The sequence below is a fragment of the Flavobacterium aurantiibacter genome, assembly GCF_002251775.1.
In the GTDB taxonomy this organism is placed as follows: domain Bacteria; phylum Bacteroidota; class Bacteroidia; order Flavobacteriales; family Flavobacteriaceae; genus Flavobacterium; species Flavobacterium aurantiibacter.
Map to the genome: position 1 here is coordinate 1 of NZ_NOXX01000196.1, position 14,698 is coordinate 14,698.

Below are 14,698 nucleotides of genomic sequence, written 5' to 3' on the forward strand. Positions count from 1 at the left end.
TTCGGTGTTTTCTGTGCGCAGTGTTTGCTCACAGAACACGCAGATGCACATAGACGTGCAAGTAAAATTCTGTGTGTCTCGGTGCTTTCTGTGCGCAGTGTTTGCTCACAGAACACGCAGATTTACACAGACAGGCAAGTAAAATTTCGTGAGTTTCGGTGTTTTCTGTGCGCAGTGTTTGCTCACAGAACACACAGATTCACACAGACATGCAAGAAAAATATCGTGCGTTTCGGTGCTTTTTGTGCGCAGTGTTTGCTCACAGAATACACAAATTCACACAGACATGCAAGAAAAATTCAGTGCGTTTCGGTGTTTTCTGTGCGCAGTGTTTGCTCACAGAACACGCAGATTTACACAGACAGGCAAGTAAAATTTCGTGAGTTTCGGTGTTTTCTGTGCGCAGTGTTTGCTCACAGAACACGCAGATTTACACAGACATGCAAGTAAAATTCGGTGCGTTTCGGTGTTTTCTGTGCGCAGTGTTTGCTCACAGAACACACAGATTCACACAGACATGCAAGAAAAATATCGTGCGTTTCGGTGCTTTTTGTGCGCAGTGTTTGCTCACAGAATACACAAATTCACACAGACATGCAAGAAAAATTCAGTGCGTTTCGGTGTTTTCTGTGCGCAGTGTTTGCTCACAGAACACGCAGATTTACACAGACAGGCAAGTAAAATTTCGTGAGTTTCGGTGTTTTCTGTGCGCAGTGTTTGCTCACAGAGTTCGCAGATTCACACAGACATGCAGGGAAAACTCCGTGGGTTTAATTATTTTCTGTGCGCAAGCGCTAAACGATGATTCTTATAAGTGATTCTTTATCGACTAGATAGCCCGCGTTAAAATTCACCAGCAAACCAACTTTACATCCAGAAAGTCGCAGATACGTCATCAACTGCTTTTTATGGACGTTTTGTAAATTTTCTACCGATTTTATTTCAACAATCACCTTGTTTTCAACGAGTAAATCAATCACATAGGCTTCGCCTAATAACTCTCCCTTGTACATTAATGATTTTGTGTACTGCCGGCTAACCGACAATCCCAAATCCTTTAACTCACGCGCCAAAGCGGCTTCATAAACGCGTTCAAACAATCCCGGTCCGAGTTCTCTATGAACTTCAAAAATAGCAGACCGAACTATATACGTAATTTGATTAATTTCTTCCATGATGTAAATTTTAAATGGCTTCGAAAAATTTTCCTGGCAGCGGCAGCACCAATCCTTTGAGTTCTAGTTCTAAAAGCAATACCGCAGTTTTATGCACAGGTAAATCGCAGTGAATAGCTAAATCGTCGAGCTGCAACTTTCCTGTTTTGTAGAGTGTATCGTACAGCGTTTGTTCGTCGGGTTTTAGCTCAACAAACAGTTGTTTTTGAACAGCCGGTGCGTTCTTTTTTTGTTCCCAATTGAGCAAATACACCAAATCGGCAACCGATGTAAGTAAAGCTGCTTTCTGACATTTAATTAAGTGATTACAACCTGCGCTGAATTTATCGTTTAAACGACCCGGAACTGCAAAAACATCGCGACTGTAATCAAAAGCGAAGTTTGCCGTTATCAACGAACCGCCGCGATCGGCCGATTCAATTACAATGGTAGCGTCGGCCAAACCTGCAACAATCCGATTTCGACGAACAAAGTGCTCTTTGTCGGGCGCCACATCGCTGAAAAATTCGGTTACTAAACCTCCGTTTTCTGAGATTGGTCGAATAAATTTCTTGTGAACTTTTGGATAAATATCGGCAAGCCCGTGCGCTAAAACGCCAACGGTTTGTAAACTGTTTTGTACAGCAAACTGATGTGCTGCAATATCAACTCCATAAGCAAATCCGCTAACAATCAATGGGTTGTATGGAACAAGCTCTTGGATAAATTCTTTTAAAAATCCGCTCCCATAATTGGTCATGCGTCGGGTACCCACGATACTGATAACTTTTTGTTCGTTTAAATTCATTTTCCCTGAAGTAAACAGCAAAACTGGTGCATCCGAACATTGCCGAAGTCGATTCGGAAATGCTTCGTCGGAAATAAACAGTGGAGTTACGGCGGTTTCTTGCATGTAAACAAGCTCTTTTTCGGCTTGTTTTAAAAGCGATTTGTTTTTGAGGGCTGAGATTCGGAAGTTGCCGATGCCGTGAATTTGGGCAAGATCTTTCGCTTTCGCGGAAAAAATATCGGACGGATTTTCGAAGTGCGAAAGCAACTTTCTGGCGATGACATTACCAATGCCTTCGGCCTTTAGCAAAGCTAAAACGTAGAGTAATTCTGAATGGCGCATAGTAAAATATTGAAGCACAAGATACAAAAACAAAAACAGTTGTTAATAAGATTTTGAAACAAAATAGCACATCAATTCTCGAATGCGTATTTTTGTTTTTATGAAGATTGAACGATTTATTTCTGAGTTGTTGTACCGCTACCAGTGCGTAACCGTACCTGGTTTTGGTGGTTTTATTGCCGAAATCCAGTCGGCAGTGATCGATCCTGAAAAAGGCTTGTGCATTCCGCCCAAAAAGACAATTTCGTTTAATGTTAACTTGCGTCATAACGACGGATTACTAGCAAGTCATATCGCTAAAGCAGAAAAAATTAGCTTCGATACGGCACTGAATTTAATTCGCGCTGAAGTAGCTTTCGTGGAAGATCAATTAGCTGCGAAACAACGCGTTGAACTTCGAAATATTGGCACTTTAGAACAAACAAATTTCGGAGCGATTCGTTTCGAACCGGCAAACGACGTAAATTACTACACCGCCGCATTCGGACTTTCAAACATTCGAATTCCGCAGCGATATGTTGAAGAGATTCAAAACGCTTCGACAATTGTCCTCGAATCTCAACCGAAAGTAATCGAATTAGAACGGCAAAGTCGCTCACACTTCAACGCTTGGAAATACGCCTCGGCTGCCGTGCTACTTTTAGGAGTAAGCGGTTTCTTTGGCAACCAAGCTTACGACACTTACGTGGAAGAAAAAACCGCGGAAGTTCGCGCCTCCGTTCAACAAAAAGTAACGCAAGAAATCCAAAAAGCAACCTTTGTAATTGCGAGTCCGTCGGAAACATTATCGCTTCCCGTGTCGACTCCCGATTTTAAATATCACGTAGTTGCAGGTGCTTTTCGCGACCAGAAAAATGCAAATGCCGTTTTAAGCGACCTGAAATCAAGAGGTTTTGAAGCACGTTTGCTTCCAAAAAATCGCTTCGGATTAACACCTGTTTTATTTGGAAGTTACACCAAATACGGCGAAGCAAAAGCTGCATTAACGCACATTCACCAAACGCAAACGCAAGATGCGTGGTTATTGGTAGAATAAACCAAACCTCTTCGATTATCCAAACTTAAACCTTTCTTAAAGCAGCCTTTGAGAAAGCCTACATTTCTATACTTTTGCCGAAAAAAACAGTGGTAGCTAAAACACCTTCCGAATCGTTAACGGTATTAACCGACCTTGTTTTACCGAGCGAAACCAATCCGTTGAACAATCTTTTTGGTGGCGAATTGTTGGCGCGTATGGATCGCGCTGCGAGTATTGCCGCCCGACGTCATTCGCGTAGAATTGTCGTAACAGCATCGGTAAATCACGTGGCTTTTAACCGCGCCATTCCGTTGGGAAGTGTGGTAACTGTAGAAGCTAAAGTTTCGCGTTCGTTCAAATCGTCCATGGAAATTTTCATCGACGTATGGATTGAAGATCGCGAGTCTGGACAACGCAACAAGGCGAACGAAGCTATTTACACATTCGTAGCCGTAGACGACACAGGACGTCCGGTTGAAGTTCCACCAATCAAACCTGAAACCGAATTAGAAATTCAGCGTTTTGAAGCCGCTTTACGCAGAAAGCAATTGAGTTTAGTGCTTGCTGGGAAAATGAAACCCTCTGAAGCTACGGAACTGAAAGCTATTTTCAACGACTAATTTCCAGTAAACACCGCTTTTCTTTTTTCAAGAAAGGCTGATGTTCCTTCCTTAAAATCTGCTGTTCCAAAACAGGTTCCAAACAACTTTATCTCTGTTTCGAATCCGTTCTGGCTGTTATCATAGCCGGCATTTACCGCTTGAATAGCTGCACGAATGGCCGCAGGAGAATTTGCTGCAATTTTAGACGCAAGTGCTTCTGCCTCGACGAGCAACTCCGATTGATCGACTACTTTATTCACTAAACCTAATTGATGGGCCGCTTGTGCATCAATCATCGAAGCCGATAGAATTAACTCCATTGCTTTGCCCTTCCCTACTAATTGAGCCAAACGCTGCGTTCCTCCGTAACCAGGAATTACACCTAAAGTAACCTCCGGCAATCCCATTTTGGCGTTGGTCGAAGCGATACGTATGTGTGCCGACATAGCCAACTCCAAGCCACCGCCCAAAGCAAAACCGTTTACGGCTGCAATTACAGGTTTCGACAAGCGTTCAACAAAATCAAACAACAAACGCTGACCTTCGGCTGCCAATGCTGCACCTTCGCTCACATTAAAATCGGCAAATTCCGAAATATCTGCACCAGCTACAAACGCCTTTTCGCCGCTTCCGGTTAAAATAATTACACGAACATCTGCTTTTTGTTCTGCGTAAGCGAAAGCCTCGTGCAGTGCTTGAATCGTCGCTTTATTGAGTGCATTAAGTTTTGATGGTCGGTCGATGGTAATGCGAAAAATAGCGTCGGTTTGACTAGTTTGTAAGTTTTCGAATGTCATAGCTTTACGAGTTTTGTGATGGGTAAACGCACGTAAAATGTGCTTCCGTGTCCCAATTGTGTTTCAAAAGTAATGGTTCCTGAATAATTTTCGATAATGTTTTTGATGATGCCCAGTCCGAGTCCCATGCCACTGGTTTTGGTGGTAAATTTGGGTTCAAAAATACGGTCGCTGTTTTCGGGCGGAATGCCGGTTCCGTTATCTGAAACCGAGATTTCAACCTCGTTACCCGCACGCCGTATCCGCACTTGTATTTTCTTTTCGGATTGTTCTTCGGGTATGGCCTGAATGCTGTTCTTAACCAAATTCGTGATGATGCGAATAAGCTGCGTTCGGTCCATTCGAGTAATGATTTTCTCGTCGGGCAGTTGCAATTCGATGTAATCTTCATTAAAGATATCGAGCGCCAACTCCACGACTTTTCCAACATTTAACGTCTCATTCTGTTGCGCAGGCATCGAAGCAAAATTGGAAAAAGCCGAGGCAACCGAACTCATGATGTCGATTTGCTGAATCAGTGTTTTCGAATAATCGTCCATTTTCTGACGAATATCTGGGTCGTTCGGGTCGAAACGTCGCTGAAAACTCTGTACCGTTAAACGCATGGGCGTAAGCGGATTTTTAATCTCGTGCGCAACTTGCTTGGCCATTTCGCGCCAGGCTTGTTCGCGTTCGCTTTGCGCTAATTTGGCCGCGCTATCCTCTAATTTGTCGACCAGCGTATTGTATGCGTTTATGAGTAGCGAAATCTCTCGACTGGAATCGTCCAAATCAATTTTCTCGTTTTTCTGATTCAGATTAGTCTCCGTTATTTTATCTGAAATCCGCTTCAAAGATTTTGTAATGAAACTCGACAAAAAGTAAGCCAACGCAAAGGCAATCAGCAACATAAACGAATAAACTTGACTCAAACGAATCAAGAAGTTTTTCAATTCGCGGTCGTAAAAACCGTCGTCTTCGATATACGGCAGGTTTAAAATACCCAGTGGTTTGAATTTCAAATCTTTAATCTGACTATACGACGAACGGTATTTTTTTCCTTCAATAGTACGTACATCTACATAGCGTTTTTCGAGCGAAGCACGCATGATACGAAGAATGTAATCGGGTATGGGTGGCGAAGCTTGATCGACCGAAAACGCACCTTTCGACGACTTTAGTAACTTTCCGTCGAGGCTGTAAATGTTGATTTGCAGCGCATGAATGTTACTCAATTCGTGAATCTTATCTTTAAAAATCAGTGCTAAATTTTCTTCGGTAAGCGGATACGTCGTGTTGGCTAAAATGTAGTTGATGTGTTCTTTGATGGCATTTTCTTTCCGTTCCAAACGCTCGCGGTGATAATCTTTTGCCTCGCGTTTAAACTGAAAAATAGAGATCGACGCCATAAGAACTGAAGCAATAAGCGTGAGTACGATCATCGAAAGAAAGATTCGAATCCGTAGCGACACCCTTTTTATCTTCACCGACTTTAGCATTAGGTTCCTCGTTTTGCGCGCAGATTTTTATAAAATTTGAATCCTAACATCAGCAAAAGCGATACCACAATAATACCAACTACTCCAAAAATCCAGTTAAAAGCGTTTTTCAACACCACTAGAAATACAACGGCAAACAAAATAAGTGTTGCTACTTCATTCCACAGTCGCAAAAAATTCGAAGAATGGGGTTTTTCGCCGCGCTGAAGCTTGCGATAAATCTGATGGCATTTTAACTGATAAGCATATAAAAGTGCTACAAACCCAAGTTTTACTTGCATCCAATCGGTTTCTAACCAAGCTCGTCCGACGGGAGTGAAAAACAGCATCCAAAAAGCGAAAATCGATGCTAAAACTGCCGAAGGCCATGTTATGATATACCACAATCGATACGCCATTAATTTATATTGTGGTTGCAAAATTTGACGTTCTATTTCCGATTTATCGAAAACTTCGGTCTGGTACACAAAAAGCCGAACAATGTAGAACAACCCAGCGAACCAGGTTACCACAAAAATGAGATGCAATGCCTTTAAATACTCGTACATTAGGCCGTTACTTCAGCGGTTCTTGGAGCAAAAACTTTCCCTGTTGCTGCCCAATCATTTATCCATTCGGCAACCGTAGCACACCAAGTATCGTCGTCGTTTAAACACGGAATTGCCATGAATTCTTCGCCGCCGTTTTCTTTGAATTCGTGATTGGCTTCCATTGCAATTTCCTCCAATGTTTCCAAACAATCCGATACAAAAGCCGGCGTAACTACCGCTAATTTCTTGATTCCTTTCGCCGGCATTTTATTGATTTCAACGTCGGTATACGGATCCAACCACTTGTCGCCCGCCAAACGCGATTGAAACGACTGGCTGTATTTGTCTTTCGGAAGTTGCAGCAATTCGGCTACCTGACGCGTAGTTTCGTAGCATTGGTGACGGTAACAAAACTCGTGCGCTGGCGATTTTGTGGCGCAGCAACTGCTGTCCATTTTACAGTGCGATTTCGTAACGTCGGTTTTGCGAATATGACGCTCCGGAATGCCGTGGTACGAAAACAGCAGATGGTCGTATTCAAAACCTGCTAGTTTTTCGCGAATACTTCTTGCTAAATTTTCGATGTAACTTCTTTGGTTGTAGAAAGCCGGAACGTGGTGCAGATGCAAATCCGGATACTTTTCAGCAACCAACTTCTGCGCTAATTCTACGATGGTTTTGGTGCTTGCCATCGCATATTGTGGATACAACGGAAACAGCAAAACTTCGGTTACGCCTTGATCGCGAAGTGCTTTCAAGCCAGAATCAATCGACGGCTGACCGTAGCGCATCGCCAAAACAACGGGAACCTCGGCTTGTGCAGAAACTTTCTTGTGCATTCGTTCTGAAAGAACAATTAGTGGCGAACCTTCATTCCACCATATTTTTTTGTATGCTTCCGCAGAACGTTTCGGACGCGTTTGCAAAATAATTCCACGAACTAACAACGCACGCAGTAAAAACGGTACGTCGATAACATATTTGTCCATTAAAAATTCGTCTAAGTATGGCTTCACATCCTTAGGCTCTGGGCTTTTTGGAGATCCCAGATTTACCAATAACACCCCTCTTTTAGATTGTTGCATTGTATATGATTTTTATTAAGAAACTGTTGGATTAATCGACATTAAATATTTCTTGGGCGTAGTAGCGAATTTCTTTTTGAAGGCCGCGATAAAATGACTTCCCGTGCTGTAACCAATCTTCAATCCTACTTCGTTTACATTGTACGAACCCGAATCTAGAAGTTGGCGCGCATAGTCCATTTTATAATCAAACAAATAGCCGTAAACGGTGTCGCCGTAAATTTGCTTGAAGCCGAGTTTTAATTTCTTTAGCGTAAGACCAACTCGATCGGCAAGTTCTTGCAATCCGGGCGGCTCGGCCATGTTTTGGATTACAATATCTTTCGCTTTTTTTATTTTCATGACGTTCTCTTCGTCGAGTAAAAACGGACATTGTTCTGCCGAAGGATCTTCCGTTTTATTGAAATACAAACTCAGCAATTCAAACGCTTTACCGCGATAGTACAAATTTTTAATCGACGGATGTAAGTTGTAATGAAAAAGCTGGCTGAGTACGATAGCCATCGACGGACTCACACGCGACTCGCCGTAATATTTCTTATCCCGATTTTCGACAGTAAGAAAGTTAATGTGTTGTGCATCGGTAGAAAACAGCGAGTGGAATTTTTTTATGGAGAGAAACGCCGATAGAATCCAGCTGTCTGGGGATATCTTCAAATGCAAAGGCAATTCTTTTTGTGGATTATACAGTAAATACGACTGTTCTTCCACTAAATTCAACTGATAAGAACCTTCATTAAAGTGAAGCACAGCCGTTCCCTTCAAACAAAAATGAAACTGAATAAATCCCAAAGGAATGGCTTTTTGTTCTATTACGGTTTCAGTGGAATGATTCTGAAATCGCAATAGAAAAAAATCGTTCTCAATTTTTATCTCTTCAAATGAACCCATAGCGATGTTTTTTCGTAAGTAGCCTTAAAATAGAACAAGTGGTTTATTTAGAATAATTCTACATAAAGCGTTTTAAAAGGCTTGTTACTGCTGCAAAGTTAGTTGAATTTACGATAAATATTGCGATGTGGTTTTGAAAGGCTACCAGCGATTAAAATGGAACTTGCAGCGTTATTTTTTAGATTTTGATAAACTTATTTTTGTAACCGAATTGCGTAAACTATTTATGGAGCAGATTCACACACCGAAACATTCATCATTCTATGTTGTTGGCCTAAACTACAAAAAAGCCGATGCAGAGATCCGCGGTCAGTTTACCGTTCCTGCCGATGCGCAGCCCCTGTTGTTGGCGCAAGCGAAAGCCGCTGGTATCGAATCGTTGATGATTAATTCTACCTGCAACCGGACCGAAATTTACGGCTTTGCAGAACATCCGTATCAGCTCATAAAACTCATTTGCGACCATTCTAACGGTACCGCCGAAGCCTTCCAAAAAGTAGGTTACGTATATAAATCTAGCGATGCCGTAACTCATGTTTTTCGCGTTGCAACTGGCTTAGATAGCCAGATTTTAGGCGATTTCGAAATCATTTCTCAAATTAAATTCGCTTGCAACCAGTCGCGTTCTTTCGGATTAATCAATACTTTTCTCGATCGTTTAGTAAATGCCGTCATTCAGGCGTCGAAACGCATCAAAAACGAAACCGATCTTTCTACAGGTGCAACATCCGTTTCTTTTGCAGCAGTTCAGTATATATTGCGCAATGTTCCCGAAGTAAGTCAGAAAAATATTTTGTTGTTCGGAACAGGGAAAATCGGTCGAAATACCTGCGAAAACCTCATCAAACACACAAAAAATAAGCACATTACGCTTATTAATCGCACTAAAGAAAAAGCCGAGCGTATTGCCGGAAAATTCAACCTTACGGTTAAGGATTTTAGCGAACTACAAGCGGAAATTCAACAGTCCGACGTGCTTGTTGTAGCTACTGGAGCCCAAAACCCGACTGTAGATGTCAATATTCTAAACCTTAGAAAACCGTTACTGATTCTGGATTTATCCGTTCCGAAAAACGTCGATGCCAACGTATTGCAAACCCAGGGTGTTTCTTTAATTCACATGGATGAATTGTCGAAAATTACCGATGATACTTTAGAAAAAAGACGCGCTCAAATTCCAGCTGCTGAACGCATTCTAGAAGAAGTTAAACAAGAGTTTTTGGAATGGACAAAAGTGCGAAAGTTTGCGCCAACCATCAGTGCACTCAAACAAAAATTGCAAGAGATTAAAAATTCGGAAATCGATTTTCAATCCAAAAAATTAAACGGATTTAACGAAGAACAAGCCGAAATCATCAGCAATCGCATTATTCAAAAAATTACCACGCATTTTGCTAACCATTTGAAAGACGACGACACTTCCGTGGAAGAAAGTATCTTCTTGATCAACAAAATTTTTCAATTAGAACAAACCCCAGAAACTGAACAAAAAGCTTCTGTTTCGTTTTCAAATTAAAATTTAGAAAATTGCCCGAATCAAAAACCATCAGAATAGGCACTCGCGACAGTAAATTAGCGATGTGGCAAGCACAAACCGTACAAGAAAAACTGCACAAACTCGGGTACAAAACCGAAATTGTTGCCGTAAAATCGGATGGCGACCTAAAGCTCGACAAACCGCTGTACGAACTCGGAATTACCGGAATTTTTACGAAAACACTAGATGTTGCCTTACTTCAAAACACGGTGGATATTGCAGTACATTCCATGAAAGATGTACCAACCGCACTGCCGCAAGGCATAAGCACATTTGCCGTTCTCAAACGCGCGCAAGTGCACGATATTTTTGTGGGAAACCCGAATGCAAAATCAAATACTATTGCTACAGGAAGCTTGCGCCGACGCGCACAGTGGTTGCATAAGTTCCCGAACGACAGCACAACCGACCTGCGCGGAAATGTAGTTTCTAGATTACAAAAATTAGAGAATTCCGACTGGAAAGGTGCCATTTTTGCCCTCGCCGGACTCGATCGCATCAATGTACTTCCCGAAAAATACGAAATCCTTGATTGGATGTTACCCGCTCCTGCACAAGGCGCAATGGTAGTTTGTGGCCGTTCCGACGATGATTTTTCGCGCGAAGCACTCCAACATCTAAACGACGAAAACACCGCTTTGGCTACTAAAATAGAACGCGATTTTTTAAGAACACTCGAAGGAGGTTGTACGGCTCCTATTGGCGCTTACGCAGAAATTCAAGAAAATACGGTTGTTTTTCACGGAAATTTAGTTTCTCTCGACGGAAAAGAAAAAGTGGAAATTCGGAAAACTATTTCTCGAGACGAAAGCAATCATGCCGGTTCGCTTTTCGCAGAAGAACTTTTGCAGTTGGGCGCTAAAGAACTGATGCAACGCATTAAACAACAACTTTCTAAATCGTAATTCGATGATAAGTGTGTTTTCTACCAAAAAACTGTCGGCTGCGCAAAAGAGCACTTTGCTGGCTTGCAATATTACGTTGGTAGAAGCCGATCTTATCCAAATAACCTATCTGCAAACAGCAGTAAATACGGTAAATCCTGCGGTTATTTTTACGAGTCAGCATGCGGTTCAAGCTTTGATTTCTCAGAATTTAGTCGACAAATTAAATGGAAAAGTTATTTTCTGCGTAGGCGAAAAAACCGCGGAAAAACTCAATCATTTAGGTTTTAATGTTGCAAACGTTTCACATTCTGCGGCAGCTCTAGTCGAATCGTTGAAGTTATTATCGTTTCAATCTTTCACTTTTTTCTGCGGCAAACAACGATTGGATACAATTCCCGAATTTCTGGCAACACAAACCGAAAATTCTAATTTTTACGAATTATACGAAACCACCGAATTTCCATTAAAGGTAAACCGCAGTTTCGATGCCTTATTGTTTTTTAGTCCGAGTGCGGTAAAATCGTTTTTGCAATACAATCCCATTTCCACGGAAGTGTGCGTTTGCATTGGCGAAACCACCGCAGCTGCTTTGGAAAACCGAACTGATAAAATTGTACTTGCCAAGGTGCCAACAATCGAAAATACGATTTATGCGCTTTTAAAATATTTTAAACTAGCGCCGTCAAGAGCGGCAAAAAACCAGATTCATGATTAAAAACGACTTATTTCTACGAGCACTTAACGGTGAAACGGTAAATCGTCCGCCGGTTTGGATGATGCGTCAAGCGGGAAGATATCTGCCAGAATTTATGGCTTTACGCGACAAATACGATTTCTTCACACGCTGTCAAACCCCTGAATTAGCTGCAGAAATCACCGTTCAACCTATTCGCCGATTTGCGCCTGATGCGGCTATTTTGTTCTCCGACATTCTTGTGGTTCCGCAAGCGATGGGTATCGAAGTATTGATGAAAGAAAGCGTGGGTCCGTTTTTACCAAATCCAATTCGAACACAAGCCGACGTTGATCGTGTATTTGTTCCCGATGCAACCGAAAGTTTGGGTTATGTTTTGGAAGGAATCAAACAAACGAAAGTACTGCTTCAGGATGAAATTCCACTGATTGGTTTTGCGGGTTCGCCATGGACCATCTTTTGCTATGCTGTTGAAGGTCGCGGATCGAAAAGTTTTGATCAGGCGAAAGGATTTTGCTTTACCAACCCTGCCGCTGCGCACGAATTATTACAAAAAATTACAGATACAACCATTGATTATCTGAAGGCAAAAGTTGCCGCCGGCGTAAATGCTGTACAAATTTTCGATTCGTGGGGCGGGATGTTATCGCCAACCGATTATCAGGAATTTTCTTGGCAATACATCAACCAAATCGTTGAAGCGCTTGCTCCGCTTACGAAAGTTATCGTTTTTGGTAAAGGCTGTTGGTTTGCTTTGCAGGAAATGGGACGCAGTAAAGCTTCGGCTTTGGGTGTTGATTGGACATGCTCGCCGAGAAACGCACGTTATTTGTCTGGCGGAAATATCACTTTGCAAGGAAACTTCGATCCATCGCGATTGCTTTCTCCAATTCCAACAATAAAAGCTATGGTGAAACAGATGATCGACGAGTTTGGTAAAGACAAATACATCGTAAATCTAGGACACGGTATTTTACCAAACATTCCGATTGAACACGCTGGTGCTTTTATAGAAGCTGTGAAGGAATACGGTAATTAAGCAATTGTAGTTAAACATCGCAATCATGACCAGAGAAACCGCTATAAAACTATTTGAACAAAAGCAAATTCGTTCGCTGTGGAATGAAGAAGATGAAAAATGGTATTTCTCAATTGTTGATGTTATCGAAGTACTAACTGAAACTGCAAATTCGCGTAAGTACTGGAGCGTTTTAAAACTCCGTTTGAAAAAGGAGGGAAGTGAGTTGGCTACAAATTGTAGTCAACTGAAAATGATGTCTGCCGATGGTAAATTCTATAAAACAGACGTCGCCGATACCGAGCAGTTATTTCGGTTAATACAGTCGGTGCCGTCCAAAAAAGCAGAACCATTTAAGCTCTGGTTAGCACAAGTAGGTCGGGAACGGATTGACGAAATTGAAGATCCAGAGTTAGGGTTTGATCGATTAATGGAAACCTATCTAAAAAAAGGTTATTCAAAAGAATGGATTAATCAGCGTCTTAAAAGTATTGAGGTAAGAAAAGAGCTCACCGACGAATGGGCTGAACGTGGTGTAAAGAAAGGGCAAGAGTATGCAATTTTAACGGACGAAATCACTAAAGCTTGGAGCGGGCTATCAGTTAGGGATTATAAAAGCTTCAAAGGCTTAAAAAATCAAAATCTTCGCGACAACATGAGTAACTTAGAACTTGTGTTAAACATGCTTGCTGAAGCTACAACAACCGAAATTAGTAAGGAGAAGAAGCCTAAATCGTTTGCAGAAAATAAAAAAATAGCTAAGCAAGGCGGAACTATTGCTGGGAATACAAGAAAAGAGATTGAATCGAAAACAGGAAAGAAAATCGTTACCGCACAGAACGCAACAACCGCATTAAACAAAAAGAAATCATTGGAATAAATGAAAGACCAATTTTACCAATACATTCAAAAACTACAAGATCAAATTACGGCTAAATTAGAGGAAGTCGATGGTTTGGCGCGCTTTCGCGAAGACATTTGGTCGCGCCCGGAAGGTGGTGGCGGACGTTCGCGCATCATCGAAAACGGAGCGGTCTTCGAAAAAGGGGGCGTAAATATTTCGGCTGTACACGGCGAATTGCCCATTGCCATGCAGCAGTATTTTAAAGTTGGCGATGTAAATTTTTTCGCTTGCGGACTCAGTTTAGTGTTACATCCCAAAAATCCGTTGGCTCCAACAGTCCACGCAAACTGGCGGTATTTTGAAATGTACGACAAAGAAAACAACGTAGTCGATTCTTGGTTTGGCGGCGGACAAGATTTAACGCCGTATTACCTCTTCGATGAAGATGCGATACATTTTCACCAAGTTTGTAAAAACGTGTGCGATCAATTCGATGCCGAATTTTATCCCAAATACAAAAAACAATGCGACACGTATTTCCGTAACACACATAGAGACGAAGCGCGTGGCGTTGGAGGATTGTTCTTTGATTATTGCAAACCAACCGAAAATAGGACCCTTTCCGATTGGTACAATTTTGTTACCGCAGTCGGGAACTCGTTTTTAGAAGCTTATGTTCCGATTGTTGAAAGACGAAAGAATATGCCTTTTAACGCGGAACAACGTACTTGGCAGGAAATCAGACGTGGTCGCTATGTAGAATTTAATCTCGTTCACGACAAGGGAACGCTTTTTGGCCTAAAAACCAACGGACGTATCGAAAGTATTTTAATGAGCTTGCCGCCGCATGTACAGTGGGTTTACGATCACCATCCCGAACCAGGCAGCGAAGAAGAGCGTTTGCTTTCGGTTTTACAAACGCCTATTGATTGGGTGTGAGCGGTTAGCAGTTGGTAATTTGATAGAAATAAAAGAATATAAGCCAAAATCATGCGAGATTATAAAACACTTCATGTGTAGAAAAAATCTCC

The 14,698-nt window shown here is 41.8% G+C and carries 15 protein-coding genes; 8 read left to right on the forward strand and 7 right to left on the reverse strand.

Features of this window, described 5'->3' with window-relative positions:
- Nucleotides 1-794: 794 nt before the first annotated feature.
- Entirely contained in the window at nucleotides 795-1,175 is a 381-nt protein-coding gene (locus tag CHX27_RS08335; protein WP_094486309.1) for a GxxExxY protein, read from the reverse strand.
- 10 nt (nucleotides 1,176-1,185) lie between these two features.
- Entirely contained in the window at nucleotides 1,186-2,286 is a 1,101-nt protein-coding gene (gene dprA / locus CHX27_RS08340) for a DNA-processing protein DprA (RefSeq protein WP_094486310.1), read from the reverse strand.
- An 82-nt stretch (nucleotides 2,287-2,368) separates the two neighbouring features.
- On the opposite strand from dprA, the gene CHX27_RS08345 reads away from it, so the two are divergent.
- Nucleotides 2,369-3,322, forward strand: coding sequence for an HU domain-containing protein (locus CHX27_RS08345; protein ID WP_094486311.1), 954 nt, complete (start codon nucleotides 2,369-2,371; stop codon nucleotides 3,320-3,322).
- Between the two features lie 89 nt (nucleotides 3,323-3,411).
- On the forward strand, nucleotides 3,412-3,924 hold the full coding sequence (locus CHX27_RS08350; protein WP_094486349.1) for an acyl-CoA thioesterase: 513 nt from the start codon (nucleotides 3,412-3,414) through the stop codon (nucleotides 3,922-3,924).
- On the opposite strand, the gene CHX27_RS08355 is transcribed toward CHX27_RS08350, so the two are convergent.
- From CHX27_RS08355 to CHX27_RS08375, 5 genes are read right to left on the reverse strand one after another with little or no spacing between them, the layout of a single operon-like run.
- Nucleotides 3,921-4,703, reverse strand: a complete 783-nt coding sequence (locus tag CHX27_RS08355; RefSeq protein ID WP_094486312.1) for an enoyl-CoA hydratase/isomerase family protein — start codon at nucleotides 4,701-4,703, stop codon at nucleotides 3,921-3,923. The genes CHX27_RS08350 and CHX27_RS08355 overlap by 4 nt on opposite strands.
- A complete protein-coding gene (locus CHX27_RS08360; protein ID WP_094486313.1) occupies nucleotides 4,700-6,124 on the reverse strand; it encodes a sensor histidine kinase in 1,425 nt (474 codons plus the stop codon). The genes CHX27_RS08355 and CHX27_RS08360 overlap by 4 nt, the downstream gene beginning before the upstream one ends.
- 56 nt (nucleotides 6,125-6,180) lie before the next feature.
- A complete protein-coding gene (locus CHX27_RS08365; protein WP_094486314.1) occupies nucleotides 6,181-6,729 on the reverse strand; it encodes a CopD family protein in 549 nt (182 codons plus the stop codon).
- Nucleotides 6,729-7,796: a ferrochelatase gene (hemH, locus tag CHX27_RS08370; RefSeq protein ID WP_094486315.1), complete on the reverse strand. Its 1,068-nt coding sequence runs from the start codon at nucleotides 7,794-7,796 to the stop codon at nucleotides 6,729-6,731. Before hemH ends, CHX27_RS08365 begins: the two co-directional genes overlap by 1 nt.
- 15 nt (nucleotides 7,797-7,811) lie before the next feature.
- Nucleotides 7,812-8,687 carry a helix-turn-helix transcriptional regulator gene (locus CHX27_RS08375; RefSeq protein ID WP_094486316.1) on the reverse strand — a complete coding sequence of 292 codons (876 nt, stop codon included), beginning with the start codon at nucleotides 8,685-8,687 and terminating at the stop codon, nucleotides 7,812-7,814.
- 226 nt (nucleotides 8,688-8,913) lie between these two features.
- Here CHX27_RS08375 and hemA point away from each other — a divergent pair, with 226 nt between their 5' ends.
- Genes hemA through hemF form a run of 6 tightly spaced genes read left to right on the forward strand, consistent with a single transcriptional unit; the run spans nucleotide 8,914 to nucleotide 14,606 of the window.
- Nucleotides 8,914-10,203 (forward strand): glutamyl-tRNA reductase, encoded by a 1,290-nt coding sequence (hemA, locus tag CHX27_RS08380; RefSeq protein WP_094486350.1) that lies wholly within the window; start codon nucleotides 8,914-8,916, stop codon nucleotides 10,201-10,203.
- Nucleotides 10,204-10,214: 11 nt separating this feature from the next.
- Nucleotides 10,215-11,129, forward strand: a complete 915-nt coding sequence (gene hemC, locus CHX27_RS08385; RefSeq protein ID WP_262494585.1) for a hydroxymethylbilane synthase — start codon at nucleotides 10,215-10,217, stop codon at nucleotides 11,127-11,129.
- Nucleotides 11,130-11,133: 4 nt separating this feature from the next.
- Nucleotides 11,134-11,826 carry a uroporphyrinogen-III synthase gene (locus tag CHX27_RS08390; protein WP_094486317.1) on the forward strand — a complete coding sequence of 231 codons (693 nt, stop codon included), beginning with the start codon at nucleotides 11,134-11,136 and terminating at the stop codon, nucleotides 11,824-11,826.
- Complete coding sequence (gene hemE / locus CHX27_RS08395; RefSeq protein WP_094486318.1) at nucleotides 11,819-12,844, forward strand: uroporphyrinogen decarboxylase; 1,026 nt, start codon at nucleotides 11,819-11,821, stop codon at nucleotides 12,842-12,844. The genes CHX27_RS08390 and hemE overlap by 8 nt, the downstream gene beginning before the upstream one ends.
- Nucleotides 12,845-12,869: 25 nt before the next feature.
- Complete coding sequence (locus CHX27_RS08400; RefSeq protein ID WP_094486319.1) at nucleotides 12,870-13,703, forward strand: BRO-N domain-containing protein; 834 nt, start codon at nucleotides 12,870-12,872, stop codon at nucleotides 13,701-13,703.
- On the forward strand, nucleotides 13,704-14,606 hold the full coding sequence (gene hemF / locus CHX27_RS08405; RefSeq protein ID WP_094486320.1) for an oxygen-dependent coproporphyrinogen oxidase: 903 nt from the start codon (nucleotides 13,704-13,706) through the stop codon (nucleotides 14,604-14,606).
- The last annotated feature ends 92 nt before the right edge of the window (nucleotides 14,607-14,698 follow it).